Origin of the sequence: Rossellomorea marisflavi, from assembly GCF_009806575.1 — a bacterium.
Taxonomy (GTDB): Bacteria; Bacillota; Bacilli; order Bacillales; family Bacillaceae_B; genus Rossellomorea; species Rossellomorea marisflavi_A.
The window spans coordinates 3,448,390-3,474,704 of the sequence record NZ_CP047095.1; the positions used below are offsets into that span (position 1 = coordinate 3,448,390).

A 26,315-nucleotide genomic window follows, 5' to 3' on the forward strand; every position below is an offset into this window, starting at 1 on the left:
AGCGGAGGCGGCTGACTCCTGCGTGGATCAGAGGCAAGGTTGAGACCCTGGAGGCGCCAGCCGAAACGGCTCAGGCTACCTCCCCGCCGGAAAGCAGCCGCCGCAGCGAAATGGAACGGTCTACTAATACAGACTCCACTCACAGTTCTTAGTACAAAATAACCAACACCACTTCTGACTATCCCCCATCTTGGACAGAATAACACCAATCAAGCTATACTTTTCCTATCTAAACCACTCTCGAAAGGAACGACGCCATGACTGCCATCATCACCATCGTCCTCATCCTGCTCATCTCAACCATTGCCATCCTGAGCTTCTACCCACCCCTGGGAAGAAAGCCTTCCAAAACCCGCGTGGAATCTTCCACAGCATTCAAGGATGGATCATTTAAAAATAAAGAAGAAATCAACATGGGCACCAGCTTCTCCTCCAGCGTCGGAATGTTCAAAGACTTCATGAAAAAAGACACGGAGCGGAAGCCTGCAGAGGCCATTCCCATGGTCCATGTCAAGCCGGGAACCCATATACATGAGACAGCCATCACGTGGTTCGGCCATTCAGCCACCCTACTTGAACTAGAAGGAAAACGACTTCTCTTGGATCCCATGTTCGGAAAAGCTCCCACTCCATTTCCGTGGCTTGCCGGAAACCGGTTCAGCAAAGGCCTTCCGTTCTCCACCGAGGATCTTTTGCCCATCGATGCCGTCCTTTTCACACATGATCATTACGATCACCTGGATTACGGCACCATCAAACGATTGAAAGATCACATCCCTCAATTCTTTGTCCCGATCGGGGTCGGAAGTCATTTAGAGCATTGGGGAGTCAAGGCAGAACGAATCACCGAAGCAGACTGGTGGGATGAAGAGGATTGGAAAGGGCTCAAGCTTGCCTTTACGCCGTCGAGACATTTTTCTGGACGGAGCCTGAATGATCGGAACGCTACGCTTTGGGGTTCCTGGTGCATACTGGGAAAATCGAAAAAGGTGTTTTATTCAGGCGATGGCGGTTACGGGTCTCATTTCAAGAAGATCGGGGAGCACTACGGACCGTTCAACCTGACCATCATGGAGTGCGGCCAATATGATCCCCGCTGGAAGGACGTCCACATGATGCCGGAAGAAACGGCCCAGGCCCACCTTGATGTGGGCGGTGACCTCATGCTTCCGGTCCACTGGGGTGCATTCGTCCTTTCATTCCATTCATGGACCGATCCGATCGAACGGGTATCGGCCGCTGCACAACAATTGGATATCCCCCTCCTCACCCCCAAAGTCGGGGAACGACTGATAATGGAAAAAAGAGAGAGAGGTACACCCTACTGGTGGAAAGCATAAGGAGGCGCCTCCTTATGCTTTTTTATAGAACGGCTTCTGCCAACAGTTCATACGACCTTTTCTTCGCCTCAAAGTCGGCTATGTTCGTGATGATCATGAACTCGTCCGTCCTGTATACTTCACTGAGCATATCCAGCTCTTCTTTCACCTTCTGGGGAGTTCCGATAAGCATCCGCTTTCGGTTTTCTTTGACCTTCTCTATTTCCGAAGGGCGTAGAATCCTGCTTTCCGACGATGCCTGTGTGGGGATGCGGGTATCGATGCCCCTTTCAACTTCAAGCAGCCAATGATCCTGCGTCATGGCAAGGCGCTCGGCTTCTTCCTGTGTCGGGGCACAGACGACGAATATGCACACGTTGCTCTTTGGATCCTGAAGTCCTGCTGATGGCCGGAACTGTTCATGATAAAGATCCATCGCCCTCTTCCCGTTGGCCGGTGAGATGAAATGACCGAAGGTGAACGCTGTCCCGAGCTCCGCCGCAAGCCTTGCTCCCCTGTGGGTGATGCCGAGGATCCACGGAAGCACACGTCCTTCTGTCATGGGGAATGCCCGGACCTTGGTTTCTTCCAGGTTCCACAAGTAGGATTTAAGGGCCTCTACTTGATGAGGGAATTCGTTCATGCTCTTTTTCACCCCATCAGTAAGGGCGATCCTGGTCTCATACGACCCACCCGGTGACCGACCGATTCCAAGGTCGATTCGGCCGGGAAAAAGCGTTTCGAGAACCTTGAAATCTTCCGCGATCTTCAGCGGGCTGTACTGAGGCAGGAGGACGCCTCCAGAACCGATCCGGATCTTCTCTGTAATGGAAGCAAGATGTGAGATAAGCACCTGTGGAGCAGTCCCAGCCATGCCGTTTGTATTATGATGCTCGGCCACCCAGAACCTTGTATAGCCCCATTCTTCTGCCAGCCGCGCAAGCTCCCCTGTCTGTTTGAACGCCTCCCCCGCCTCTTCTCCTACGGTCCGGACCGTTTGATCCAATACGCTTAATTTCATGAGTCACGCCCCTTTCTTGTTGTATCATTATCCCACTTTCATGAGTGGTTTAACACGGAATTGCTCATATCAGTTCAACCAAAAAAAGGGCTCCCGTACAGTGCGGGAGACCCTTCTTCTTAGATGGTGATCAACTTGATTTTATTACCTGCCGGGTCTTCGGTCAGGAACCCATCTTCAGATACGTCTGCCTTCGCTCCGATTGCCCGGAGGTTCGCTGCCGCTTCATCGAGCGCGGACTGAGATGGATATATGAGCGTATAGGCATCCAGGCCAACCTGGTTCTCTGCCGGACGCGGCGCCCCTGTCCCGTTCCACGTGTTCAGTCCGATATGATGGTGATAGCGCCCTGTCGACATGAAGATCGCCTGGCCACCGTAGCGGGTGACGACATCGAATCCGAGTCCGTCATGGTAGAACGCCTCGGCTGCCTTCAGGTCGTCTACATGGAGATGGATATGTCCCATGACCGTTTCGGCAGGAAGACCCGTCCACGGCTCGTCATTTGATTCAGCAAGGACGGCTCGTGCATCCACAGGCTCGGTACCCATCCTGACCTGATCGCCGTTCCATACCCAATCGGATGATGGGCGGTCGCGATAGATTTCGATTCCGTTGCCGTCCGGGTCAGAAAGATACAGGGCTTCGCTGACTTCATGATCCCCTGATCCGAGTTGGATGTTGGACGCGAGAAGATGATGGAGACTCTTGCCCAGTTCCTTCCGTGAAGGCAACAGGATGGCAAAATGATAGAGCCCTGTCGTTCTCCCCTGTTTTGCCTGCACTCCTTCCGGCTGGATGATCGTGAGAAGGGGCACCTTCCCATCAGCGGTCAGGACCACCTTATGGCCGCCGTGTTCCAAAACATCAAAACCGATGACCTCTTTGTAAAACGAGAGCGAGCGCTCCAGATCTGTCACCTTGATTGTCACATTCCCAACATACGTATTCGGAGATTCATGAAATCCCATTGCGCTGTTCCTCCTCTATGCTTTCTTCCAGCGATTATCTAATGCAAAAGCAGATTGACTTGATAAAATGAAGTAAACCGACATGGCCAGCAGGGCCACATCCAATTCATAGCCTCCCACAAAACCGGCAGAAAATTTAACCGTCACGATGGCACCGAGCATAACCAAGGTAAATAGGACGGCGATGATTCTTGTTCCAAGCCCGAGGATCATGGCCACGCCTCCCACTAGCTCGATGACTGCTACGATATAGGCCATGAATCCCGGGATTCCCATACTCGAGAAGAAGTCCGCAGTATTGGAGAGCCCTCCCTGAAATTTATCCAGCCCGTGGACAAAAAATGTAAATCCAAGAACGATACGTAAAATGAATGAAGCGATTGAGTGCATAAAGATCTGTTCCTCCTTGTTGTAATAAACCATAAGGTTACTTTATGTAACTTACTTTACTTAAATAACTAAGTTATGTCAAGTAAATAAATTACTAAAAAACTTCAAATGTGTTATACTAGGCATATAGAAGGAGGCGCAAGGCTGTGAAACAATCAGAAATTTGTCCTCGATTTGAGAAAGCGATCGGTATCCTCAGTCAAAGATGGACGACCTTGATCATCTATCAGCTATTGAACGGTCCTCAGCGGAACAGTGCCATCAAAGATGCCATCGGGATAAGCGGCAGACTGCTCTCGGAAAGACTGAAGGATCTTGAGGAAGAAGGAATCATCAAACGAACCGTATACCCCGAGACACCCGTAAGGATCGAATACTCCCTGACGGAAAAAGGGTATTCCCTTGAACCCCTCATGAAGGGGATCGAGAAATGGTCCCAGGACTGGATCGACCTATAAAAAGAGGCAGGGGCTCCATGTCTCTTTGTTTGTCATAAGGTTCATAAACATGAAAATACTTGTTCCAAACATAGCCCTTCCAGTGTATATTTAGAGGAGCGAAATAACGGAAGGAGGTTGCGTATGTGGAAAAACAAAAACGTATGGATCCTGCTGAGCGGTGAGTTCATCGCAGGACTCGGGCTGTGGCTCGGGATCATCGGGAACCTCGAGTTCATGCAGGAAAAAGTACCGTCAGATTTCATGAAATCACTGATTCTTGCTTCGGGATTGCTTGCCGGTCTCGCCGTCGGCCCCTATGCTGGGAAGCTGATTGACAGGATGAAGAAAAAAACGGTCATGCTGGCTGCAGGTTTCATCCGGGTGGTGAGCGTAGTGTTCATGCTGATCGCCATCCAGACCGGGTCCGTCCTGTGGATGGTCGTTTTCCTCATGGTTATCCAGCTGTCGGCGGCTTTCTATTTCCCTGCGCTTCAGGCAGCGATCCCCATGGTCGTAAAGGGAAAAGAGCTGCTGCAGATGAACGGGGTCCACATGAATGTGTCCACCCTCTCAAGGATTCTCGGGACGGCTCTTGGGGGCGTGCTCCTCGTCATCATGCCCCTCTATATGCTCTATATCCTTTCCCTCCTGGCGTATGCCATCCTATTCGGCCTTACCTGGTTCCTTTCATTCCAGGAAGAAGAGACATCAACGATGGCAAAAGGGAAAGCAGGTGGATTTAAAGAAGTCTTCCCGGTGCTGAAGAACCTTCCCATCGTCTCCATGACGCTCATCATGACCCTCATCCCCCTCCTTTTCATCGGGGGATTCAATCTGATGGTCATCAACATCAGCGAAATCCAGGACAGTACTGCCATCAAGGGATGGATCTATACGGCTGAGGGCCTCTCGTTCATGATCGGCGCCTTTGCCGTGAAGCGAATCGGGGAAAAGATCTCCCCTTACAGGATCCTGTTCACCTTCTCATTCATCATCGGGATTGCCCAGTTGGTTCTGTACTTTGCCGGGAACCCGGTACTTTCGGTGCTGTCGTTCATCATCTTCGGTTTTGCCGTCGGCTGCTTCTTCCCGACGGCGGCCACCATCTTCCAGACCCGGATCCCGAAGGACTATCACGGAAGGTTCTTCTCGTTCCGGAACATGCTCGACCGGATGGCCTTCCAGGTTGTCCTATTGATGACGGGGCTGCTCCTCGATCTTGTCGGGCTGCCGGTCATGACCGTCCTGTTCGGAGGATTCTCCCTGATCATGACCACGATCTTCTACGTGAGATTCAAGGCACTGCAAGAGGGAAAGACACAAGAAATCGAAGCATAAAAAAAAGACTGGGGCCTCCTCTGCGGGGGCTCCAGTCTTTCTTGTTTCTTATGAAGCTTCAGATGTTTCCAGCTGACGTCCACGGCGTTTCTTCGAGACAAATGCGTACGCAGCAATCGTAATGATGATGATGCTTCCGCATACCACATAAAGGGAAGAATAACCGAGATGGGATGAGACGATTCCGAGAGCGAATGAACCGATGGCAATTCCAAGATCGTACATGATAAAGAATGTAGACGTGGCATGCCCGGTCCGTTCTTTAGGTGCTTTCTGGATCGCCATGGTCTGATAACTTGGGAGAAGTGCCCCATATCCAAGACCGATCAATCCGGCGGAAACCAGCAGCAGGCCAGTGGTATGCGTCACGCTGAGCATGAACAGCCCGATGGCAAAGATCACAAGGGACGGGTAGATGACGGCACTTGGACCTGAACGGTCGAATAGTCGGCCAGTGAACGGTCTTGAGAGCAGCATGATTGCTGCAAACACAACGAAGAACAAACTGACTGATTCAAACAGGCCAAGGGATTTCGCGTAAACCGAGATGAACGACATGATCCCTGAATAGGCGAGGGACGTCAAGAATCCTACGAATGCGATCGGTAATGCCTTGAATTCAAAGATATCTTCGAGGGTCATGCGACCTTTCGGCGATACCTTCGTTTTCTCTTCTTCCACCACTTCGATCCCGAACGAACAGGCGAAGCCGATCAGCAATACGGCCGCAAGACCGAGGAAGATCATTTTAAACGGAAGGATCTGAAGCAGGGCCAGTGATAGGAATGGTCCTACAACTACGGCCAGGTTCATGGACATGGCGAAATAGCCGAGCCCTTCCCCTTTGCGCTCCGCCGGTACCATATCCGCTGCAAGCGTCATGAGGACGGTCGAACACAGGGCGAAAAAGATCCCGTGTACAAAACGCAACACCATCAATAGGAAGAAGCTATTGACGAATGGGTAAACGAACGTAAAGATACAAAATAAAAAAATGCCGGCGAGAAGTACTTTTCTCTTACCGAACACCTCAAGGATCTTACCTGCAAATAAACGGACGATGATGGCTGCAATCAAGAAAATCGTTGTCACGAGTCCTGCCTGGCCTTCATTTCCATGAAGATCATCCAGTACATATACCGGCAGTATGGTCAGCAACGAATAAAAGACGAGGAACATAAAGAAGTTATTAATGACGGTCATGATGAATGGCCGCGTCCAGATTGGCTTATTCATAACATTTCTCCTTACTATTATTTAATATACTTAATTAATGTCATACTAATTATAACGCGCATTTATGAATTTGTAAACATAATTGCCATGACAACTACTTACGTCTATGATAAAATTACCCTTCCTCATTCACTTTTACGTTATGATAGAGGCAAGAATCTACTACTAGCAGGTGATGAAAAATGAACACGACTTTTGATGAATCCATCGGTTTGAATACGAGTCATACCATTCGCAACGTCATCCGGTATCTTACCGTCCATTTGAAGGAATTTGATCTTACGCCGGAGCAGTGGACCGTACTGAAACGCCTGGCAGCCAATGACGGTATCAGTCAGAAAACACTAGCAGAGCTTGCCGACAAAGATCAGCCTACCGTCACAAGAATCCTCGATATCCTTGAGCGCAAAAATCTGATTTCAAAGAAAAAGAACGTCGACGATCGCCGCTCATTCCTCATCCACATCACGGAAAAAGGGAAGAACGTCCAGCAAGAACTCACCCCATTCATTGAAGATGTATTTGAAAATCAGATTTTGAAAGGGATTCCCGAAGAGAAGTTAGAAGTGTATAAGGAAGTCCTTCAACTCATCAATCAGAATATGAGGGACAGGACGGACTGAAGAAGGAGGCAGAACCTTGAGGAAAATACCTGTTGCCCTGCAGCTGTATACGCTGAGGGAGGAAGTGGAGAAGGATTTCAAAGGTACATTGAGAAAAGTGGCTGAGATGGGGTTCGACGGAGTCGAGCTTGCAGGTCACGGCGGGCTGGGTATCCTGGAGGTCAAGGAGGCACTTCAATCCTGTGGACTACAGGCCGTTTCCAGCCATGTGCCCCTCGCAGATCTGCGGAATGATCTGGAGAAGACCTTGGAGGAGCAACTGGAGCTCGGTGTGACGTTTATTGTATGCCCTTATCTGACTGAGGAGGAGCGGGACTATGCTCTTTTAATCTCAGACCTGAATGCCATCGGCAAACGATGTCATGAAGCGGGCCTTACTCTATGCTATCACCATCACGATTTTGAATTGCGGGCAGAATATAAAGGACGCCCGGCCCTTTCTTCCATATTGGAAGAAACGCAGGTAGAGCCGGAGCTTGATATTTACTGGCTGACATATGCCGGGGAACGTCCTTCTGAATGGATCGAGCGCTACAATCCTCCCCTCGTCCACTTGAAGGATATGACAACGGATGGTGAACGCTTCTTCGCAGAACTCGGGACAGGCGGCGTTGACCTGGATTCCGTCTTCGCTTCCGGAGAGAGCGCTGACATCCAATGGTGGATCGTCGAACAGGATGCCTCGAAGACGAGCCCGATCGAAAGCGTAAGGAAGAGCATGGACTATTTAATACAAATCGGATTAACGTAACAAAAAAGAATTCTGCTGCATCGCGGCAGGGTTCTTTTTTTGTTGCGGACAGGCCCACATAAAAAAGACCCCGGCCGCAGGGGCCGGGGTAGCTCTCGTGCAACTTACTTGATCAATGCCACGATCTTCCCTTTTACATGACGCTCGGAAAGACGTTTAAGGGCGCCTGGTACTTCTTCCAAGCCTACGGTTTCCGCCAGCATGGGATCGATCTTGCCGCTTGCCACAAGGTCTAGAAGTGCATCGCCGATCACTGCAAAATCTTTTTCGGCGTGAAGATCTCCCGCATGATGACCTGCCTGCAGGGCAATTTCATGCACCGATGGCACGATGGAAAATGAGGACACGCCAGAAAGGTCGGGGGCCCCGGCGATGTAAGCGATATGCCCCATATAGGCAAGCATGTCCAATGATTCCGTGGCACTTTGCCTGCTGACGGCGTCCACTACTGCGTCAACTCCGCGTCCATCGGTCAGTTCCCTCACCTTCTTCACGACATCTTCCTTTTTGTAGTCGACGACGTAATCCGCTCCAAGGGATTTCACATATTCATAGTTATGTTCAGACGCCGTGGAGATGATCGTTTTTCCTTGAAGCTTCGCAAGCTGGACGCCGAATCCACCGACGCCACCTGCTCCTCCGTGGATCAGGATCGTCTGGATTTGATCCAGTGGCAATTTCCGGTGAAGGGCCTGGTAGGCTGTGTATCCGGCAGTCGGCAATGCGGCTGCTTCTTCGAATGAAACCGAATCCGGAATAATGGATACCGTGTGCGCTTTCACCGTGCTGAATTCAGCAAATGCACCTTTCTTGGTCCAGTCTCCGTGATAAAGGACGCGGTCCCCTATCTTCAAATGCTCAACGCCTTCCCCAAGTTCAACCACAACCCCCGCCCCGTCAAGACCGAGGATATGAGGATAGCTCCAGGCGGCGTTTCCATTGGTACCCGTTTTGTAATCCACCGGATTCAATCCTGCCGCATGGATTTCCACAAGGATTTCTCCTTTTCCTGGTGAGGGACGATCCACTTCTTCCACCTTCATCTCTTCCCATTGATTCTTCCCTTTTAACAGCAGTGCTTTCATCTATAATTCCTCCTTCATTTTCATGCTATGAACTGAGTGCTTCTAGGTATATAATATATACTGTCCAACCAGACGGCAAGTAGGCACTATTCCGTGCCCCAGTTACCGAATGGAAACCATACAGGGAGGAAAAACACCATGAAAGAACTTCAGCAGGACTACCACTGTGCCATCGACATGGTCATTGAGTTGATCGGAGGGAAATGGAAAGTATTGATTTTGTGGAATCTGAACGAAGGGGACAAACGATTCAATGAGTTGAGGCGATCCATCCCCGACATCACCCAGAAAATGCTCACCCAGCAATTACGGGAGCTGGAGGCCCACGGACTTGTATCCAGGACCGTATTCCAGGAAGTCCCTCCCCGAGTGGAATATGCTACGACCGACCTCGGAAAAAAACTTCAGAAAACCCTTTTTGAAATGTGCAGATGGGGAGATGACTATGCGGAGGAGAAGGGCATCAACATGAACCGCTGCTGGACTACGTATGATTTCATGGGAAAACAGCCGTGATCCCAGGTCTGAATAAATGACAGCATTCAACGTCTATTTCCCGGGAAACATGTTGAATGCTGTAGAACTTACAGGCGTACGAAAGGAAGAGTCATGCAGCGGATTCCCCCGCCACCTTTTTCCAATTCATTCACATCCACCTCGATGATGCGTAATTTCTTTCGCTTCGGGTGGTCCTTCAGGATATGCCTGTTCATTTTCGTCGAGACAAGCAAGGTTTCAGGATTCAGATTCAGGAAATTGATATCCGCTACAGTATGGGACACGTCATCGGTCCAAAGGATGTCATAACCGTGCCGGGTCAGATAATCCCCCAGCATATAGTAATGGGATCCCCCCTCATGGACGACCTGAACTGGCAGGAAGCGCATATACCCCTTGGCCACGATCACCCCTTCACCGGCCGCATTGAGGTTCATATCCAGATGAAGGGTATCACCTCTCCGCGGGAGATCGATGATGGCGATTTCGCTATAGCCTGCGGCAAACATCTTCCCCTGCACGGCTTCAATGCTTTCGATACTCGTCCTTAGACCGGTATTGACAAGGATTGCGTCTTTATTAAGCAGCATGAGGTCTCCGTACTCCAATGCCTTCAGTTCATTGTTATCCTCGATCCGGAAGGTCTTCGGTTCGAACCACTCACTGAAGAGACGATGGGAATGGATATATTCGGGTGCCCTCATCGATGTCCCGGCATCTCCCGGTATTATTCGGTCACGAAACACGCAGGCAAGATCCCGCACAAAGATGCGGTTGATCAGCTGACGACTGAGAGCGGCCTCTTCCTCCTTCAGATAGTCCGCGTAATCAATGACCTTGACACCCTCGGATTCCATCGCTCCCTTCATTGCAAGGAAGTTCTCCAACGCGATGTCATGGTCTACGGGTTTCTCCCACTGTACATAATCCGCTGTTTTTTGGTCGGGAACGTCCAGGACGGACGGCGAACAAACCAGTACGGCCTTCAATTCCCCGAATTCATTCTCACATCTTGGCTGTATGTTATCCATGTCTTTGCCTCCATCACTTCATATGCTCATTAGATTCCCCTTTGTGTGAGCTGCCCATACAAAAAAAGAGACAAGGCATCCTCATCTCTTCGCGGCTTTCAAGCTATTCAAAAACGGACATTTACCAAGTGAAGTATCGTCATCCCCCAAGTAATATTGCTGCCATTCAAAATTATCTTCCTGACCGTACCACTTCAAACTGGGATGCACCGCCACCTCATCGTACTTCTCAAGGCGATCCCTGATGACTTTTTTCATTTTTTGACCGAGGGGTGTTCCGGAATTAATATCCTCGAACACCCATCGAGGCTGAAAGGCCATCATGAAATAGGGGAAATGCCTGCTCTTCCGCTTCTCATGAGCAGGTGTCGCGCAGAATGCAAAGTACGATTCTCCGTGATGGCAGAATTCCCATGAATGGTGGGCGGGGTCTTCTGAAATGCCTTCCGGCCATGGGATGGGGTCATCTGCATAAAGCTGATTCAACAGCGCCCAGAACCGATCCCTGAATCCATCCACAGTCCCTTCCTGCCATTCGAAAAATACGACGAGGGAGGTGTAGTTCCCGGCTGATCTCGAGGTGCGGGTATACTCTGACAACATGGAAGCGAGCTCTCCCCCTGCCGTTTCCGGTTCACCGGAAGCGAATCCATACCTTAACATATCTTTCTGAAATCCTTGAATTCCCGGAACGCAAGGGTATGGCTGATTCCGGTCTTCCATCATTGCCCTGAAATAGTCGAACGCCCCCTGCTCCCATCCCTTCATGGAGTCCCTGTTTCCTTCGATCCACTCTCTTGTCACAATCATCGGTGTCCCCCCTCGGAAATACACCACATGATATGTAACGTTCAGGAACTGGGTGTCTGTCTAGGCGAACAATACAGCCGCTGCCCGAATCGCAAAATAAATGCCGAAACCGAACATGACGACCCCAGAGAGAATCGAGATGAAGCGAAGGGCACCGGGATGTACGTATTTCCTAGCGCCCGTTGCAATGAAGGCCATGGTGATATCCCAAATCGTGATACCGATAAAGATCCCCAAGCTATATAAGAGGAGATGCCCTGTCCCATATGAAGTAGTGGTCTGGGCAAGGATCGAGCCATATATCCCAAGCCAGAAGATGATGCTGAGAGGATTGGAGAGAGCCATGATGAATCCTGTCCACAGTGATTTTTTCTTGGATTCCCCCTCCTCCCCCTGCTGCGGTTGAGTGAGCTCATGGGATTTCGCAATACTTTCAATACCGGTGAAGATCAGGATGAATGCTCCCGACATCCACAGGATCAACTGGATGACCGGCGTGTCGATGAACGGTGCAAGTCCAAAGTAAATGGCAAGCATAAAGATGGCGTCGGCTCCCATGCCTCCGACGCCTACGAGCCATGAATGCCAAAACCCATAGCGTATCCCCTTGTCCAGCTGAGCCGCATTGATCGGCCCCATCGGCGCAGACAACGATAATCCGAGGAAGATATAACTGAAGAAAATACTCATGAATGCCCACCTTTATCACGTCTTTCTTCCATTGTATTCAAGCTTGTCTCGAAATAGTCGTGGATATTGGGAGGGATCTGCTTGGTATGGCTCACCGGGCTCTGTACATACTAATATGCGAATGACATTTTACCAGGAGGGATACACAATGGACCAACAGTCCTTCAATCAGCCACACACGCAGACACCACCGAATCATGGGGGGCATGAACTATTTGACGCCCACGAAGTGATCGCAGGCATCATCTCCATGCTTGATCAGTACCAAATGTATGAGCCCCATATCCAGGATCCTGCCCTGAAGGACATCCTTCATCGTCAGTCCGCATTTGTAACAACCCTGTATAACACCATTGTCGAAAGCTTCTCAACAGGGAGTAAGCCTCCGGTTCCGACACAGGTATACGAGATGACTCAAGACCATCAGACAGTATATGGAATCAAGGCAGGAGCTCCTAAAAAGCCGAACGCATCCGTACAGGATCTATCGGATAATGGATTATCCGCCTACATGCTCGGTCAGACCAAGTCCCTTGCCTCGCTCCTTGCGATGACGGCCCTTGAAATGACCAATCCTGTTCTGAGAAGAGTGGTGGCCGACAGTGTGCCGAACTTCATCGAGATGAGCTATGAGATCTTCCTTTATCAGAATAAACATGGGTACTACCAGGTGCCCCAGCTACAGGCTCAGGACATGGCCCTTATGCTTCAAAGCTATGGCCCTGCCAGTCAAACAAAACATTGATCAAAAAATCCCGTCCTGCTGATCGAGGACGGGATTTTTTTCACATGCCCACCCATCCGGACATAGGATGGTTGATAAAAAGGCATGGAGGTGTATTTCGTTGATCCATATTGTCAAAACAGGAGAAACGCTGTATCAGATTGCCACCGATTTCCGTAAGCCCCTTAAGACCATCATCGATGCCAATCCCGGTGTGAGCCCGGGAGCGATCTACCCCGGTCAGCCCATCGTCATTCCGGGCATCCCGAATACCCATACCATCCCATACAGGATCGAGGTTTCAGTGAATAAACGGTGGCTCCGCCTTTATAAAAACGGGGCACTGGTCAAGCAATATCCTATAGCCGTAGGAAGGATGCTCCATGAAACCCCGATCGGTGAATTCATCGTGATTAACAAATCTCCCAATCCAGGTGGTCCATACGGGACGATGTGGATGAGCTTGTCGAAGCAAGGTTATGGCATCCACGGAACCAACGATCCAAGCTCGATTGGAAAAGCGGTGTCGGCTGGATGCATCCGGATGCAGAATAAGGACGTGGAGGAGCTGGCAGGGACCATACCGGTCGGGACACCCGTGATGATTACCCCTTGATCACCTCACGACCCTTTTGGCCCCAGAAGCATCGAGACCGGCAAACGTGTGGAGCACGTCAGCAGCTCTATAAATATCCTCCGATCCGATAAGGGCCGTTACCTTCTCCGGATCTTCATGGATGGAGAATACATCGATTCCGGAATCATCAAGAGTGGATCTCACCCCGAACCTCAGTATGTCTGAACCGGGAGATTTCACGATGGTCACTTTTGCCTGCTCCATCTTCTTCGAGTATCCCTGGCCAAGATCGCGCAACAGATGCTCAACGTCGCTGCGGTCAGACGCATCAACCGTCAAGGTCAGATCCTGCCCCTTCCATTGCAAATCTGGTTTTACGTGGATGACTTCCAGGGATTCCTTGAGAAGGGATTCCAACCCGTAAGCAGCATCCTCCATGCTGATGGACACGACCTCATCTTTGAACGCAACACCGACGGCATGGCCCCGATCAGCGATATGGATGTGGTCATCTACGAGTGTCCCTTCTCCTTTGATCAAGCCCGGAAGGATGCGGAACGGGATCCTGCTCTTTTTTGAATGAAAGACGGCCCTCGGATGGATGACGGCTGCCCCGGAATCGGCGAGACAGAGAACCTCACGGTAGGTAAGATGTGGGATTCTCGTCGCAGCGGGGACAACCCGGGGATCGGTCGTATAGATTCCATCTACATCCGTATAGATATCACAGCGCTCCGCACCAAGTGCTGCAGCAAGTGCCGTCGCCGTTGTATCGGACCCTCCCCTTCCAAGGGTCGTGATTTCCCCCGTATCGGTGATTCCCTGAAATCCTGCCACAACGGGGATGCTTCCTCTACGGAGCTCTTCCCTCACCCGGGATGGGTCAATACCTTTTATCCTGGCCTTCCCATGGACGCCATCAGTTCTGATCCCCGCTTGCCGCCCAGTAAGGGAGACGGCTTTGAATCCCGCCTCTTGAATCGACAGGGTCAAGAGGGCAATGGTGATCTGTTCACCTGTGGATAACAGGAGATCCATCTCCCGTTTTGGGGGATGGGCCGTGATCTCCCTCGCGAGCTTCGTCAAATGGTCGGTCGTGTCACCCATGGCAGACACGACGACCGCCACCTCTTTCCCCTTTTGCTTCTCACGGATGACATGTTGGGCCATCCGCTTGATTCTTTCCACCGATCCCACTGAAGTGCCTCCGAATTTCTGTACGATGATCTCCACCATGTCCCCTTCTTTCATTTAGTAAATGGTTAACGCACCGATGCTTCCCTTCTCAGACTCGACTCGAGGGGAAGTTCTTTCAACACAGGATAGGGCTGCAGCGTTTCATCCGCATGCTTCACCGCATCCCACGCTTCTTCACTTCCTCTGATGAAGAGATACAGGTGGCCGTTGAGCTTGATTCGATCCAATAGATCGAATCGTGCCACCCATTCCGGTAATGCTTCATCCGGAGTCCTCACCACCCATTCGCCATCCCGGCCGGTTAGGGCTTCGACTCCTACCCTGGCATGTGCTCCAGATGATGCGTATCTCCCTTCGATCAAGGATAGAAAATCCTCCACCATGGCACTTCCCGTCGGTAATTTGCCCGCTCCCGGTCCGGACAGGGTCACCCTTCCGACCAGGCTCCCTTTTACAGACACGACGTTTTCAACATCCTCCACTCCGTAGAAAGGATGGGACTCCTTCACCAATACCGGCTCCACTGCTCCACAGATGTCTTCTCCTTCCCTTTGAATCGACCCGATATGCTTGAACCGGAGGGAGAAGGATTCGGCAGCCTGCAGCCAATCACTTGTCAGATCCGTGATGCCCTTTCTCGGGACCGCTTCCCAATCAGGTTGACTACCAAAGGCAGCGCGGCTTAGGATCATCAGTTTATAGAAAGCATCCTGCCCTTCCACATCACTTGTGGGATCTGCCTCTGCGTATCCCTTTTCCTGTGCAGTGGAGAGGGCACGCTCAAAGGACACGCCTTCTTTCCTCATTTGGGAAAGGATGAAATTGGAGGTTCCGTTCAATATGCCTTGGATATGTGTGATTTCATTCACATTCAATAGTTGCCTGATGGCCCCGATAATGGGAAGCCCTCCTGCCGTAGTCGCTTCATATCCCACTGTTACTCCCCGTTCACGCGCACGCCTCAAGAGATCCTCACCCTTGGAGGAAAACATCGCCTTATTGGCAGTCACTACATGGATTCCCCTTTCGATGGCCTTCTTGAGATAGGTGTATCCAGGCTCTTCGCCGACAATCGCCTCGAAGACCACATTGATCCCTTCTTCTTCAAGGATTTCGTCAAAGTCCGTCGTAACCTTGATGCTTGGATCGATTTGTCTTTCCTTTGAGGGGTCTTTGATCAAGATGGCACGGATCCGCACCTCTTTTCCTGTGATCTCCTTGATCCTTTCTCGATGTGTGTCCAGGGCTTCGTACACCCCCTGGCCGACGGTTCCGAATCCGAGTAGTGCTACATGCAGTTCTGACATGGTTCTTCCTCCTAAAGGGTTGAATGACTTGGTTGAACGATGGCAGGGGATACAAAAAAGCCCCCTTCTTATGGTTAAGAAGAGGGCTTATCAGGCAGGCTCCTCCCCTTATCTTCCAGATCACCATCGATCTGTAGGAATTGGCACCTTTCATCATTGCAGGTTGCCGGGCTTCATCGGGCCTATTCCCTCCGCCGCTCTAGATAAGAGTGTGTGTTTTTCTGAATTGTTCAGTCAATAAGTATGAGTAGGATTATATAGGGAATCCGGTCTTCACGTCAATAGATTTTTTATCTTTTCTGATAATTAGACCCTTTTTCGCCCCTTTTGATACAGGGAGAAAAAGATTTATTTTAAATACCTAATTGGATGTTTTAACCCGGACATGTAGGGAAACAGATGACTACTCAACATCATTCAGAAAGGATCGGATTACATCATGTTCAAGAAATTCCTTCCAAACGACGTACAAAAGTACCTGCTCATGTCCAAAAGACAGCGGGCTCACGAAATCCAGCTCACCATCTGGTTCATGCCCTTCCTTTACATCTGCCTGTCCCTGCTGCTTGTGGCGTGCACCTTGTTCCTTGACCTGAAGGTGGAGCTGTCCCAGTATGTTCCCAAGCTCTTCAGCATGGATGCATCGGTGACCAGGACGCTTGTCAGCACCCTGATCGGCGGGGTGCTCACGCTGAGCGCCTTTACACTGAACTCCCTCCTCGTCGTCCTTACGACGTTCAGCGGACAGTTCTCGCCCCGCATGCTGCTGAACTTCATTTCCGATAAAAAGACCCAGCACGCGCTCGGCATCTTCAATGGAAGCTTTGTCTTTGTACTCTTCATCTTCCTCTTCATCGGAAGTTCAAAGAAAGAAATGTTCACCGCCGCACCCGTCTTGACCGTCATTGTCGCCTTCATCGCAGCCATCACCTTCATCTTCTTCATCAATCACGCCTCCACGTGGATGCAGGTACATAATATCACCTACAACATGAAGAAGGTATCCGAAGTCATGATCAATCAAACACTCAAAAAAGATCTGGAGTGCCACCGGACAAAAGATGATCATCCCCGGTTCGAACTGGATGAAAGCAAGTGCCTGAATGTCAAAGCAAAAGCATCGGGCTACGTACAGCTCATCGACTTCCACTCCATGATCGAGAAAGCCCGGGAGGACGGGATCATCGTCCGCCTGCACTTCAAGATCGGCGATTTCGTCCTCTGCGGCAACGACCTTATCTGCCTGTACGGAGCGGATGAAGAAAAGGTCGACCAGGAACAATACCTGGCCCTCATCGAAATCGGCCACAAGGAAACAGAAATACAGGATCTTCAAATGGGGATGCATAAACTGGCAGAAGTGGCTATCAAATCTCTCGGCAATGACGATCCGAAAACGGCGTCCAATACGATCCATCAGATTACAGACCTGATGCTCACCATCAATCATCACCTATCGTTCTCCCCTTATTTGATTGACGATGATGATGATGTCCGGGTCATTCTCGAGATTGAAGACTTTGATTATTACCTGTATCGAGGATTCGGATACGTACGGCATTATGCCAGAGGTAACCATCTGATCATCACGGATATCGTCAAAGCACTTTCCCGCCTTTCAGAAACCTTGCCGCGCGAACGGCATCAATGCCTATGGGATTTCGCCGCCAACACCATCGATCATATAGAAGAAGCCGTCATCTATGAACTTGATAAAACCTTCTTGCTCACCGAACTGAAAATCCTTGCCAAGATCACCGGTCATATGGAAGAGTACCGACACATCCACCAAAAATTCTATCCCGATGCCAATCGGAACGTTTAACCGGAGCTTCGTGTACGCATACAAAAAGAACCAATTGGAAACTGTAAATCCGCATCCAATTGGTTCTTTTATCATGTCATGAATTTTTCACGGTTGAACCTTCAAGCTCGGCAATCTCTTCTTCCACGAACGCCACAAGCCCCTTGATCATATCAGCGGAAAAATCAAATGAGAGTCCTGCCGCTTCATACACGTCGGATAGGGAGGTCGTATTCCCGAGGCGGAGCGCTTCCTTGTATCCTTCGATTGCCCGATCCGGGTCCTCTTTGTAAATCCTGTAGAGCTGCAAAGCCCCAAGCTGGGCAATGACATATTCGATGTAATAGAAAGGGACCTCAAAGATATGAAGGACAAAGAGCCATTGCTTCTTCTTCACCTCTTCATACCCACTCCAATCCTCTTCCGACGACAGATAGCTGTCTACGATCCTTCCGTACGCCTCTGATCGCTCCTCCTTGGAATGACCAGGGTTCTCGTACATCCAGTGCTGGAACTCATCGACCCTGATTCCTGACGGGAAGAATTGGATGATGTCCCTCAGCATATCAAGCTTGGCCTGACGCACCTGCTCATCGGAATAAAAATGATCCCAGTGATCCATGGACAATAACTCCATCCCCATGCTCGCAAGCTCAGCCGATTCCATCGGAGTGGCCCGGTCAAAAGCGAGTGGAAGCGTCCGCTTGAAATCATTGTGGATGCAGTGCCCCATTTCATGGATCAAGGTCGTCACATCCCCATGGGTGCCCGAAGCATTCATGAAAATGAACGACAGGCCGGAAACAGGAAGCGACTCACAAAATCCTCCCGGGGACTTATTCTTCCTGGTCTCAAGATCCAACAGCCCTTTTGTATCCATCAGGTGGATAAGTTCAGAAAATCGAGGGGAAATCTCGCCCAATACGCGTCCGGTCTTCTCCACCAGTTCGTCACCCGTCTTGAATGGCCGCAGTGGCTCTTTATCCAGGGGAACGGCCCTGTGGTCATAAGGACGGATGGATTCCACACCCAACTCTTCTGCTTTCTTGGACAAGATCCTTCCGATTGCCGGAACAACATGCTCACGGATTGAATCCGCCAGTTCCTTACAATCTTCTGGTGTATAGTCGAAACGATTGTATTTCTTGAACATATAATCCCGGTAGTTCGCCAGCCCGCTATTGGCAGCCTTCTGCTCGCGGATCACCATGAGCTCATCCATGATTGCCTGCAGTTCCTCTTCTACCCCTCTTAGGGCACCGAATAGTTGATCGTAGACCTTTTTCCGTTTGGTTCGATCCGGATCTTCGAGCAGTGGAAACAGCTGGGGAAGCGTCAGTTGCTCTCCTTCCCACTCTGCCGTCAGAGCACCCGTCAGTTCAAAGTATCGAGTGGCGAGCCGATCCTCCTTCACTTCAAGATCGATATTCTTCTCCCTGTAAAGCTCTGCAGCCGTTTGTTTACTTCTGATCAGGCGCCCATACACGTTGTTGTCCAATGCATGTGGACTCGATAACAACTTTTGATCCAGTTGTGCCTCATACCTCTTAAGGAGGGGAAGCACATGCTCTTGATCGAACTGATACGTTTCCTGAACCTCTTTGTCCTGATTGTGCGTCTGGAAATCGATGTAATGGCCATCGATGGCTTCCCGGAGTTCATCCTGATAATCCGACACCTGTTTCAACCAATCTTCCACCTCTTGCACCGTATGGAACGGAGCAGCCAGAAACTCTTCGAATCTCGTTTTCATCGTTTCTGTATCTCTCATATCATGGGTTTCTACATATGCGTTAGACATTTCCTCTCCCCCTTTTGACTCCCTCTACTTTACCATTAAAATCCATATGAGTTCAAATTCTCTTCAAATCTACCAACCTAGGTTTATAAAATGTAAGAAATGGGAAAAAACAGATCGAAAGAACCAGGTATAGGCAGTAAAAGGGAAATCATCTTTACTATCACAATTATTCCAGTATAAGGGTTTATATGGAAATCGCTGTCCTTATTGATTTCCAGCGTTCTACCATAATAGCAGTTACCACTTAAGTTTTATGATAGGGACTTTTTTCCTGATTGACTTCAAGGTGGTTTTACCTATTTCTCCCTTGTGGAATGGAGAACGGTTGAATAATGATGATTGATAGATTTTGGAGATTTCCCTTATACTGTTAGAGGTTCAAACTAGAAAGGAAGTCATAGCATGCAGAAGAAATGGATATTGGCAGGAACGATCGCCGGTATGCTCGCACTGACCACAGCATGTGGAAACAGCGACACGGCAGCAAAGAAAACAGATGATGATAAAAAATCCGAACAAAAAGCAGAAAAGAAGGAAGAAACAGAGAAAGAGACTTCAGGAGCAAAATTGGAGAAGAAGGATTCTTCTTCAAACCAATCACAATCAGGCTTGATCAATCCTGATCTCGAAGCAAATCTTCCAGACGCCACCCTGGATGTCGTCTATGAAAATGAAGAGCCAGGCATAGAATTGAAATCGAATAAAATGTCCTTCATGGTCGACCGTTATCAAGTGGTTCACGTCACCAATGCTCCTGCTGGTGAATTCGATGGAGATGAAGCGTATATCGTATCCATGAATGGAAGCATCGACAATCAGACCGATGGAGATCTCTATTTCAACAACCCGGATATTCTCGGCACGGATCAGTTCGATACCCATATGATGAAACTGGACTACTCAAGGGAAGTCAGGCTTCGCCCTGAGATGGACGGCACCGTGGATGACCCCGCTCACTACAAAAAAGGCGAAAAGCAAGAAGGCGTACTTGAATACATATTGACGAAAGAGGAATACGAGACACTTAAGGATGCCAATGTGAAGCTTCGTGTCGCCCAAAGCTCTGCCGATAAGGATTTCTCGAAGAAAGTCAGCGATGAAAAAGTCTTTGACCTTCCCCTTTCGGGAGAAAATGCTGAAAAGCAATCGGCTGTTTCCAAGGAATTCTACCCTGACAGCATCCTGAAAGACAATGTAGCAGAAAAAGAGATGCTCGCCGAAAATGAATCCATAGGCAAAACCGAAACAGGTGAAAAGGTGGACGTCACACTCGATGGCGTGCAATTCACGAAGCTGACGCCGACGGAAAGCTACCAGGATGCCTTCACAGGATTCGGTGACGAAAACATCGTGGCTGCCACTGTTAAAGTCACAGTGAAAAACAACACAGATGCTGACATTACCCTTGACCAGTTCAGCACGTTCCTATCTACCGACAAGGTGCAATACCTTGATGAAGGTTCCCTTGCTTTTGATACGGGAAGCATCAAACCTGGGGAAACCGGTGAGAAGTACCTCGTTTACCTCATGAAGGAAAAGAGCGACTACGGAGAAGCGAAGGATTTCACCTTCCGACTGACTCACCTCACCAATCAAGATGGAAAAGACCTGTTGAAAAACGAACTGTCATTTGATGTACCGAAACAATGAAAAATGGCACAAAACGAAAAGGGTCCATTTACTGACGAACACGATCAGTATAGGTTCTTAATACCGCTCATGATTTCCGTGCATTCGCTGGAAACGATGAAATCGTAATGGTCATGAAACAAACGAAAAACCCGAATTCATTTGCCAGATCCTAAGCAAATGAATTCGGGTTTTACTATGACAAAAACACTTTTGTCCCAGGCTCTTCTTTTCATATCCACTCCACACCCGCCATGGTATAATCACTTTTGTAAGCGTTATCTACCCTATACAATGAGGAGTGTTTACATGTCGATCAACATTTATCTCAACTTTAATGGAAACTGCCGCGAAGCCGTCCTTTTCTATGCAGATGTCTTCCGCACAGAACCCCCGCACATCATGACCTTCAAGGAAGCCCCGCCAAGCCCTGATTTCCCCCTCCCGGAAGAAGCAAAGGAACTGATCCTCCATGCCAATATCGTCATCGACGGCGAAAAGATCATGTTTTCAGACACTTTCCCCGGCACACCCTTCATTGAAGGAAATAACATCACTTTAGCCATTGTCAAAGACGATAAAGAAGTGCTCACCGCACTCTTCGATCGCCTTAAAGAGCATGGCAAGGTTGATATGCCACTGCAGGAAACGTTCTGGAGCCCCCTCTACGGCCAGGTCACAGACAAGTTCGGCATCCAGTGGCAGTTCAACTACGAAGAATGATAGAAGCCTGCTGGCCGATCGGCCAGCAGGCTATTTGATTATCTTATATTCTTTTCATGGACGGAATCTTTTGATGCTTTCACTTTAGAAGATGGCTTCGGCTTTGGACCCTGGTGATCAGGACGGGCCTGTTCATATACCGCAGCACCTACAATTTCAGCCACATCCTGCAGCTTCGCTTTGCTGATTTTATCAATGGTGTCCTCTGGAGTATGATACCATGGCTCAAACGGACTGTGGATGAAGGCTCCCGCAGGGATTCCCGCTTCAGCAAACGGAACATGATCACTCCTTCCGCCTTCACCGATCGGCGTCGGGAATCCATTCAAACGTTCGCTCGCTGCCTGTGATAGCTCCGTTACGAGGTTCGGACTCCCGTCGAGTGTGCGAAGGACCAGATCACCCGCATCCCTGCTTCCCACCATGTCGAGATTGAAGTACCCGATAATCCTGTCACGTTCTTTTTGCGGGAGGGAGTCTACATAGTGATAAGACCCAAGCAGACCCAATTCTTCAGCTCCGAATGTGATGAAGCGGATTTCTGTATCTGTCGGTACATTTTTGAACACCTTGGCCAGTTCCAAGGTGACAGCTGTTCCCGAGGCATCATCGTTCGCGCCCGGAGCACCTTCTACTGAATCATGATGGGCTCCGATGATGAGCACATCATCCGTGGCTTTTTTCTTATTGACCGGTGCCTTTTTAGCAATCACATTATGAGAGGTACGCTCAGATGTTTCAGCCCCCTCGATCGTCAGCCGGACGGTCTCTCCGATATGCCTGGTCAGTTCTTCTCCTTCAGCCTTGGAAAGGGTGATGGCCGGTATGTAGCGATCATCCGGTTCTCCCAAAGTCCCGCTCAGTTCTCCATCCGTATTGTTATAGATGATGACCCCTGCCGCTCCTGCTTCGGAAGCGTTGATGATCTTCTGTGCAAATGTGATTTCCCCTCTCTGGACAAGAACGATTTTCCCATTTACATCCAATCCATCAAAGTCTGCTTCTCTTCCAAGTCCTGCAGGTATGAGCTCGCCTGACACATCGCCACTGACCGAGTAGGTGAATGCAGTCGGAGCCCACTCGCCTTCCACCCCTGAAAGTTCGATTGCAGTAGGTGCCGTGTACCCTATAAAGGTAAAGGGTTGAAGGGTCACATCATACCCGTACGATTCAAATTGTCGTTTTACAAACCTGATGGCATTTGCCTCGGATTCTGTCCCGGCCACCCTGGGGGTTTGTTGAAGATGGTCGATCGTCTGATAGATTCGCTCCGAATCAATTTTCTTGATCAAGTTCCGCTCATGCGGATTTTGCAAGAGTTCCCTTCCTGATTCAGGTGCCCCTGCAATGGCTGGTTGAAGTCCGATAGCGCCAAATGACAGGGTCGTTGCAAGTGCAATGGATACGACAGATTTTTTCAAACGGTTTCCTCCTCTGCTAATTTAATAGAATAATACCAATATTTTGTCATTAATTGAAAGAGTAGGAATAACCGGTAGAAAACTACTATTTATAGACCGGTCGCACGATCATATCCTACATCTTGCACCTGTAAGAGCCATCTCCGGGTGGAATCAAGCAGTGCTTGAAAAGCATGTGAAGAAGAATAGGTATGGGTACCATTCGGAATGATGATCTTTTCCACCTTACCTGACGGCCGGTTGGAAAAGCCTGAATGATAAAGGGAACAATAGTCAACGGGGATTTCTTCATCACCGTCACCATGGGCGAGAAAGACATTGCCCTTATAGTCCCCTGCTCGTCGTATCGGGTCCCATCCTTGAAGGGTCGTGAGGAAATCACGCCTCAGCTCATATCCCAAATAATCTGCCTTCCCATCCTGCAAAACGGCTGCTTCCACTTCGTCGCCGATAATGCGCCCGAGATCCTTTCGCGGAGATCCGACCGCCGACCAGAGGGCGAGGTGGCGAACCTCTTCTTCGATGGCTGCTTCAAGGGCTACTGCACCCCCGAGGCTGTGTCCGATCAAGGCAATGCTTTCAGGGTCCACCCCTTTCAACCGTTTCACAAATCCGATGACTGCCTTCGTTTGTGCAATGAAGCGATCCTTTGTATTCAAGCCGTACTCCCCCATGCTTTCTCCGCAGCCATCGTAATCAAAACGAACGACGATGCTTGCGCTGAGTTCATTCGCCGCCTTCACGAATAATCGATCCACCCCCTCCTTTGAACCGACGAAACCATGACAGATGATGACGGCAGGGTGGATGCCGAGGCGCGTGGCGGGATACTGTATGGCTGCTGGAAGGTGGCTACCCTCCCATGGAATGGATGTATACCAACTCATCTTACCCTCTCCTTCTTCCTTGGTATGGTTTTTTCCTACGCTTTGTCGTACCCTCAAGGTCTGATTCCCGTGTGCAAAGATCCTGTACCTGATTCCTTACCAAACTACTTAACACGGACGCTCCCTCCTTTATCCTGACATTTAAAAGTAGTCACTGCGGTATGACTGATTAATCCAATCGTTTTAATCGGGTTTATATACAAAAAAAATCTCCCATAAGGAGATGCACGTCACTCTCTCTCCTTATCTGCCAGGCGGTGAAGCCTGCTGGAATGAGCACCTTCCACTTGGAGGTTGCTGCGGGATCGTTGGACCAGATTCCTTCCCCGACTCTTTATAAGGTAGTATAGACTAAATTATCTTACAATTCACTCTTTGTCAACCATAAATCCTACAGCAATACTATGAATTAAAACCAAATCCCCACTTGACAGGTTGGGTTTAACACTGTAAGATTGGCTCAACATCTTTACCCCCAATGATCCATATCGACCGAAGGCGCATCAACTGCCTTCGGTCCTTTTTTTTCGAGAAGTCAGTCTTCCATTTCATATCTCCCGTCTTCATAAATCCTGAACGACCCTACTTCCCCTGTCCCTCCTTCTTCTTTGAGGGTTTTTGATATCAGGTGGAGGATATAATAGGTCCCTTTTTCATCGGTCTTAGGCTTTCCATCACCATCATCGATTTGGATATCTCCTTCAGATGCCACGTTCAGCTCATCTTTTAAAAACTCAATGGCAGTCGCCGCATCCGTAATGCCTGCCGTGGTCCCGGGTTCCTCACCTGATCGTTGGGGTTCCGCACGCGCTGAGGATCCGTCGTCCTCTTCAGGCTCGTCCGTTTCCTGATCGTCGTCAGAAGGTTCCCCTGCTTCTTGATCTTCTTCCAGTATTACTTGATCGGATGCTTCATCAGGCTGTTCCGGGATGGCCTCTTCCGTTGCCGCTTCTGTAGCATCCGTTGCCTCCGTTTCCACCGGAGCCGTATTTCGTGGGGATTGTCCGCATGCACCCATCACCAACATGATGGGAATCAACGCGGTTAACAGTTTCCAGCCAGGCACGTTCATCGCCTTCTCCCCTTCCTCTTTTTTCCTCATACTCCCATTATTTCAGAAACAGGATGGCCGGACAACTCTCAGCCACAGGGGAAGGTCATTCTCTCGCCGGCATCATCAAAACAGACAGTCTGAGTATAAACATTGGCTCAACGTGCACCCTATGCCTTACAATTATTTTATAACCTATCCGAGGAGGAACTATCATGAAATATACAGTCATTACTGGAGCAAGCTCCGGAATCGGCTATGAAGCTGCCTTGGCATTCGCAGCGCGTGGGAAGAATCTGATTCTTGCTGCCAGAAGGCAAGAGAACCTGGAGGAGTTGAAGGACCGGGTCCTGAAGTCCCATCCCGACCTTGATGTGAAACTCTACTCTACCGACCTGTCAGTCACGGCCAACGTTCATTCTTTCTATGAAGAAATCAAGTCGTTTGATCTGGAGACGTTTGTGAACAATGCCGGTTTCGGCAATTTCGATCCCGTCGGCGAGCAAAATCTGGACAAGATCGAACAGATGATGAGACTCAATATCGAAGCCCTCACGATCCTCTCCACCCTATACGTGCGCGATTTCTCACAAGTCGAAGGAACGCAGCTCATCAATATTTCCTCAGGCGGCGGCTACACGATCGTTGCCGATGCGGTCACCTACTGTGCGACCAAATTCTATGTGAGTGCCTTCACGGAAGGACTTGCGAGAGAGCTTTCCGAATCCGGTGCGAAGATGACAGCGAAGGTTCTTGCCCCTGCCGCTACGGAAACGGAATTCGCCCAACGATCCATTGATTCCGATCAGTTTGACTATGAAAAAGCACTGCCCAAATACCATACTGCGAAGGAAATGGCACAATTCCTCCTTGACCTGTATGATGGGAATCATGTTGTTGGAATCGTGAATGGTGAAACCTATGAGTTCCTGCTTCGTGATCCGATCTACCCATACGCATCAAGAACAAGAAACTAACATCCATGCAGAAA

The 26,315-nt window shown here is 49.6% G+C and carries 26 protein-coding genes and 2 riboswitches; of the genes, 12 read left to right on the plus strand and 14 right to left on the minus strand.

All coding sequences use genetic code 11. From position 1 onward, the window contains the following. Nucleotides 1–257: 257 nt before the first annotated feature. Nucleotides 258–1,340 carry an MBL fold metallo-hydrolase gene (locus D5E69_RS17955; RefSeq protein WP_159129979.1) on the plus strand — a complete coding sequence of 361 codons (1,083 nt, stop codon included), beginning with the start codon at nucleotides 258–260 and terminating at the stop codon, nucleotides 1,338–1,340. 22 nt (nucleotides 1,341–1,362) lie between these two features. On the opposite strand, the gene D5E69_RS17960 is transcribed toward D5E69_RS17955, so the two are convergent. From D5E69_RS17960 to D5E69_RS17970, 3 genes are all read right to left on the minus strand, one after another. Further along, nucleotides 1,363–2,340 carry an LLM class flavin-dependent oxidoreductase gene (locus D5E69_RS17960; protein ID WP_159129980.1) on the minus strand — a complete coding sequence of 326 codons (978 nt, stop codon included), beginning with the start codon at nucleotides 2,338–2,340 and terminating at the stop codon, nucleotides 1,363–1,365. Nucleotides 2,341–2,459: 119 nt separating this feature from the next. Beyond that, the gene (locus D5E69_RS17965) at nucleotides 2,460–3,311 is read right to left on the minus strand and encodes a VOC family protein (protein WP_048013311.1); all 852 of its coding nucleotides are present in this window, start codon (nucleotides 3,309–3,311) and stop codon (nucleotides 2,460–2,462) included. A 15-nt stretch (nucleotides 3,312–3,326) separates the two neighbouring features. Beyond that, complete coding sequence (locus D5E69_RS17970; RefSeq protein WP_048013312.1) at nucleotides 3,327–3,701, minus strand: DoxX family protein; 375 nt, start codon at nucleotides 3,699–3,701, stop codon at nucleotides 3,327–3,329. A 146-nt stretch (nucleotides 3,702–3,847) separates the two neighbouring features. On the opposite strand from D5E69_RS17970, the gene D5E69_RS17975 reads away from it, so the two are divergent. Both D5E69_RS17975 and D5E69_RS17980 read left to right on the plus strand, forming a co-directional pair. Continuing rightward, a complete protein-coding gene (locus tag D5E69_RS17975; RefSeq protein ID WP_048007094.1) occupies nucleotides 3,848–4,159 on the plus strand; it encodes a winged helix-turn-helix transcriptional regulator in 312 nt (103 codons plus the stop codon). Between the two features lie 123 nt (nucleotides 4,160–4,282). Next, on the plus strand, nucleotides 4,283–5,479 hold the full coding sequence (locus tag D5E69_RS17980; protein ID WP_159129981.1) for an MFS transporter: 1,197 nt from the start codon (nucleotides 4,283–4,285) through the stop codon (nucleotides 5,477–5,479). Nucleotides 5,480–5,527: 48 nt separating this feature from the next. On the opposite strand, the gene D5E69_RS17985 is transcribed toward D5E69_RS17980, so the two are convergent. Beyond that, nucleotides 5,528–6,715: an MFS transporter gene (locus tag D5E69_RS17985; protein ID WP_048007096.1), complete on the minus strand. Its 1,188-nt coding sequence runs from the start codon at nucleotides 6,713–6,715 to the stop codon at nucleotides 5,528–5,530. Between the two features lie 182 nt (nucleotides 6,716–6,897). Between D5E69_RS17985 and D5E69_RS17990 the strand changes: the two genes are divergently transcribed. Next, complete coding sequence (locus D5E69_RS17990) at nucleotides 6,898–7,338, plus strand: MarR family winged helix-turn-helix transcriptional regulator (protein ID WP_048007097.1); 441 nt, start codon at nucleotides 6,898–6,900, stop codon at nucleotides 7,336–7,338. Nucleotides 7,339–7,354: 16 nt separating this feature from the next. Continuing rightward, a complete protein-coding gene (locus tag D5E69_RS17995) occupies nucleotides 7,355–8,089 on the plus strand; it encodes a sugar phosphate isomerase/epimerase family protein (RefSeq protein WP_048013314.1) in 735 nt (244 codons plus the stop codon). Between the two features lie 104 nt (nucleotides 8,090–8,193). Here D5E69_RS17995 and D5E69_RS18000 read toward each other — a convergent pair whose 3' ends face one another. After that, entirely contained in the window at nucleotides 8,194–9,174 is a 981-nt protein-coding gene (locus tag D5E69_RS18000) for a zinc-binding dehydrogenase (RefSeq protein ID WP_159129982.1), read from the minus strand. Nucleotides 9,175–9,312: 138 nt separating this feature from the next. Here D5E69_RS18000 and D5E69_RS18005 point away from each other — a divergent pair, with 138 nt between their 5' ends. After that, nucleotides 9,313–9,690 (plus strand): winged helix-turn-helix transcriptional regulator, encoded by a 378-nt coding sequence (locus tag D5E69_RS18005; protein WP_048007100.1) that lies wholly within the window; start codon nucleotides 9,313–9,315, stop codon nucleotides 9,688–9,690. A gap of 68 nt (nucleotides 9,691–9,758) precedes the next feature. Here the strand turns inward: D5E69_RS18005 and D5E69_RS18010 are convergent, their stop codons facing one another. From D5E69_RS18010 to D5E69_RS18020, 3 genes are all read right to left on the minus strand, one after another. Then, nucleotides 9,759–10,703, minus strand: coding sequence for an arginine deiminase family protein (locus D5E69_RS18010; RefSeq protein ID WP_159129983.1), 945 nt, complete (start codon nucleotides 10,701–10,703; stop codon nucleotides 9,759–9,761). Between the two features lie 81 nt (nucleotides 10,704–10,784). Continuing rightward, entirely contained in the window at nucleotides 10,785–11,513 is a 729-nt protein-coding gene (locus tag D5E69_RS18015) for a YqcI/YcgG family protein (protein ID WP_048013317.1), read from the minus strand. A gap of 60 nt (nucleotides 11,514–11,573) precedes the next feature. Further along, nucleotides 11,574–12,203 (minus strand): LysE family transporter, encoded by a 630-nt coding sequence (locus D5E69_RS18020; protein WP_048007103.1) that lies wholly within the window; start codon nucleotides 12,201–12,203, stop codon nucleotides 11,574–11,576. Nucleotides 12,204–12,351: 148 nt separating this feature from the next. Here D5E69_RS18020 and D5E69_RS18025 point away from each other — a divergent pair, with 148 nt between their 5' ends. Both D5E69_RS18025 and D5E69_RS18030 read left to right on the plus strand, forming a co-directional pair. Continuing rightward, entirely contained in the window at nucleotides 12,352–12,948 is a 597-nt protein-coding gene (locus tag D5E69_RS18025; protein ID WP_048007104.1) for a spore coat protein, read from the plus strand. A 100-nt stretch (nucleotides 12,949–13,048) separates the two neighbouring features. Continuing rightward, nucleotides 13,049–13,543, plus strand: coding sequence for a L,D-transpeptidase family protein (locus D5E69_RS18030; protein WP_048014585.1), 495 nt, complete (start codon nucleotides 13,049–13,051; stop codon nucleotides 13,541–13,543). Here D5E69_RS18030 and D5E69_RS18035 read toward each other — a convergent pair whose 3' ends face one another. Then, on the minus strand, nucleotides 13,544–14,755 hold the full coding sequence (locus tag D5E69_RS18035) for an aspartate kinase (protein WP_159129984.1): 1,212 nt from the start codon (nucleotides 14,753–14,755) through the stop codon (nucleotides 13,544–13,546). A gap of 11 nt (nucleotides 14,756–14,766) precedes the next feature. Beyond that, on the minus strand, nucleotides 14,767–16,008 hold the full coding sequence (locus tag D5E69_RS18040) for a homoserine dehydrogenase (RefSeq protein WP_159129985.1): 1,242 nt from the start codon (nucleotides 16,006–16,008) through the stop codon (nucleotides 14,767–14,769). A gap of 105 nt (nucleotides 16,009–16,113) precedes the next feature. Then, a riboswitch (SAM riboswitch) is annotated at nucleotides 16,114–16,218 on the minus strand. Between the two features lie 229 nt (nucleotides 16,219–16,447). On the opposite strand from D5E69_RS18040, the gene D5E69_RS18045 reads away from it, so the two are divergent. Then, a complete protein-coding gene (locus D5E69_RS18045) occupies nucleotides 16,448–17,833 on the plus strand; it encodes a DUF2254 domain-containing protein (protein ID WP_048007107.1) in 1,386 nt (461 codons plus the stop codon). 76 nt (nucleotides 17,834–17,909) lie between these two features. Here D5E69_RS18045 and D5E69_RS18050 read toward each other — a convergent pair whose 3' ends face one another. After that, entirely contained in the window at nucleotides 17,910–19,613 is a 1,704-nt protein-coding gene (locus tag D5E69_RS18050; protein WP_159129986.1) for a M3 family oligoendopeptidase, read from the minus strand. A gap of 402 nt (nucleotides 19,614–20,015) precedes the next feature. Between D5E69_RS18050 and D5E69_RS18055 the strand changes: the two genes are divergently transcribed. Together D5E69_RS18055 and D5E69_RS18060 are read left to right on the plus strand one after the other, a co-directional pair. After that, nucleotides 20,016–21,263, plus strand: coding sequence for a DUF5068 domain-containing protein (locus tag D5E69_RS18055; RefSeq protein ID WP_159129987.1), 1,248 nt, complete (start codon nucleotides 20,016–20,018; stop codon nucleotides 21,261–21,263). Nucleotides 21,264–21,551: 288 nt separating this feature from the next. Then, nucleotides 21,552–21,965, plus strand: coding sequence for a VOC family protein (locus D5E69_RS18060; protein WP_048013323.1), 414 nt, complete (start codon nucleotides 21,552–21,554; stop codon nucleotides 21,963–21,965). A gap of 38 nt (nucleotides 21,966–22,003) precedes the next feature. Here D5E69_RS18060 and D5E69_RS23905 read toward each other — a convergent pair whose 3' ends face one another. From D5E69_RS23905 to D5E69_RS18075, 3 genes are all read right to left on the minus strand, one after another. After that, the gene (locus tag D5E69_RS23905; protein ID WP_159129988.1) at nucleotides 22,004–23,386 is read right to left on the minus strand and encodes a M28 family peptidase; all 1,383 of its coding nucleotides are present in this window, start codon (nucleotides 23,384–23,386) and stop codon (nucleotides 22,004–22,006) included. Nucleotides 23,387–23,475: 89 nt separating this feature from the next. Further along, nucleotides 23,476–24,273 (minus strand): alpha/beta hydrolase, encoded by a 798-nt coding sequence (locus D5E69_RS18070; RefSeq protein WP_048007112.1) that lies wholly within the window; start codon nucleotides 24,271–24,273, stop codon nucleotides 23,476–23,478. A gap of 240 nt (nucleotides 24,274–24,513) precedes the next feature. Beyond that, a riboswitch (SAM riboswitch) is annotated at nucleotides 24,514–24,616 on the minus strand. 192 nt (nucleotides 24,617–24,808) lie between these two features. Then, entirely contained in the window at nucleotides 24,809–25,375 is a 567-nt protein-coding gene (locus D5E69_RS18075) for a hypothetical protein (protein ID WP_048007113.1), read from the minus strand. Nucleotides 25,376–25,539: 164 nt separating this feature from the next. Here D5E69_RS18075 and D5E69_RS18080 point away from each other — a divergent pair, with 164 nt between their 5' ends. After that, on the plus strand, nucleotides 25,540–26,301 hold the full coding sequence (locus D5E69_RS18080; protein WP_048013326.1) for an SDR family NAD(P)-dependent oxidoreductase: 762 nt from the start codon (nucleotides 25,540–25,542) through the stop codon (nucleotides 26,299–26,301). Nucleotides 26,302–26,315: the final 14 nt, after the last annotated feature.

Coding starts and splice junctions, on each gene's coding strand:
- D5E69_RS18080 (WP_048013326.1), top strand. CDS start 25,540: ATGAAATATACAGTCATTACTGGAGCAAGCTCCGGAATCGGCTATGAA.
- D5E69_RS18045 (WP_048007107.1), top strand. CDS start 16,448: ATGTTCAAGAAATTCCTTCCAAACGACGTACAAAAGTACCTGCTCATG.
- D5E69_RS18000 (WP_159129982.1), bottom strand. CDS start 9,174: ATGAAAGCACTGCTGTTAAAAGGGAAGAATCAATGGGAAGAGATGAAG.
- D5E69_RS17955 (WP_159129979.1), top strand. CDS start 258: ATGACTGCCATCATCACCATCGTCCTCATCCTGCTCATCTCAACCATT.
- D5E69_RS18060 (WP_048013323.1), top strand. CDS start 21,552: ATGTCGATCAACATTTATCTCAACTTTAATGGAAACTGCCGCGAAGCC.
- D5E69_RS18020 (WP_048007103.1), bottom strand. CDS start 12,203: ATGAGTATTTTCTTCAGTTATATCTTCCTCGGATTATCGTTGTCTGCG.
- D5E69_RS18010 (WP_159129983.1), bottom strand. CDS start 10,703: ATGGATAACATACAGCCAAGATGTGAGAATGAATTCGGGGAATTGAAG.
- D5E69_RS18075 (WP_048007113.1), bottom strand. CDS start 25,375: ATGAGGAAAAAAGAGGAAGGGGAGAAGGCGATGAACGTGCCTGGCTGG.
- D5E69_RS18025 (WP_048007104.1), top strand. CDS start 12,352: ATGGACCAACAGTCCTTCAATCAGCCACACACGCAGACACCACCGAAT.
- D5E69_RS17965 (WP_048013311.1), bottom strand. CDS start 3,311: ATGGGATTTCATGAATCTCCGAATACGTATGTTGGGAATGTGACAATC.
- D5E69_RS17960 (WP_159129980.1), bottom strand. CDS start 2,340: ATGAAATTAAGCGTATTGGATCAAACGGTCCGGACCGTAGGAGAAGAG.
- D5E69_RS17970 (WP_048013312.1), bottom strand. CDS start 3,701: ATGCACTCAATCGCTTCATTCATTTTACGTATCGTTCTTGGATTTACA.
- D5E69_RS18015 (WP_048013317.1), bottom strand. CDS start 11,513: ATGATTGTGACAAGAGAGTGGATCGAAGGAAACAGGGACTCCATGAAG.
- D5E69_RS18035 (WP_159129984.1), bottom strand. CDS start 14,755: ATGAAAGAAGGGGACATGGTGGAGATCATCGTACAGAAATTCGGAGGC.
- D5E69_RS18005 (WP_048007100.1), top strand. CDS start 9,313: ATGAAAGAACTTCAGCAGGACTACCACTGTGCCATCGACATGGTCATT.
- D5E69_RS17990 (WP_048007097.1), top strand. CDS start 6,898: ATGAACACGACTTTTGATGAATCCATCGGTTTGAATACGAGTCATACC.
- D5E69_RS18070 (WP_048007112.1), bottom strand. CDS start 24,273: ATGAGTTGGTATACATCCATTCCATGGGAGGGTAGCCACCTTCCAGCA.
- D5E69_RS18040 (WP_159129985.1), bottom strand. CDS start 16,008: ATGTCAGAACTGCATGTAGCACTACTCGGATTCGGAACCGTCGGCCAG.
- D5E69_RS17985 (WP_048007096.1), bottom strand. CDS start 6,715: ATGAATAAGCCAATCTGGACGCGGCCATTCATCATGACCGTCATTAAT.
- D5E69_RS17980 (WP_159129981.1), top strand. CDS start 4,283: ATGTGGAAAAACAAAAACGTATGGATCCTGCTGAGCGGTGAGTTCATC.
- D5E69_RS18050 (WP_159129986.1), bottom strand. CDS start 19,613: ATGTCTAACGCATATGTAGAAACCCATGATATGAGAGATACAGAAACG.
- D5E69_RS18055 (WP_159129987.1), top strand. CDS start 20,016: ATGCAGAAGAAATGGATATTGGCAGGAACGATCGCCGGTATGCTCGCA.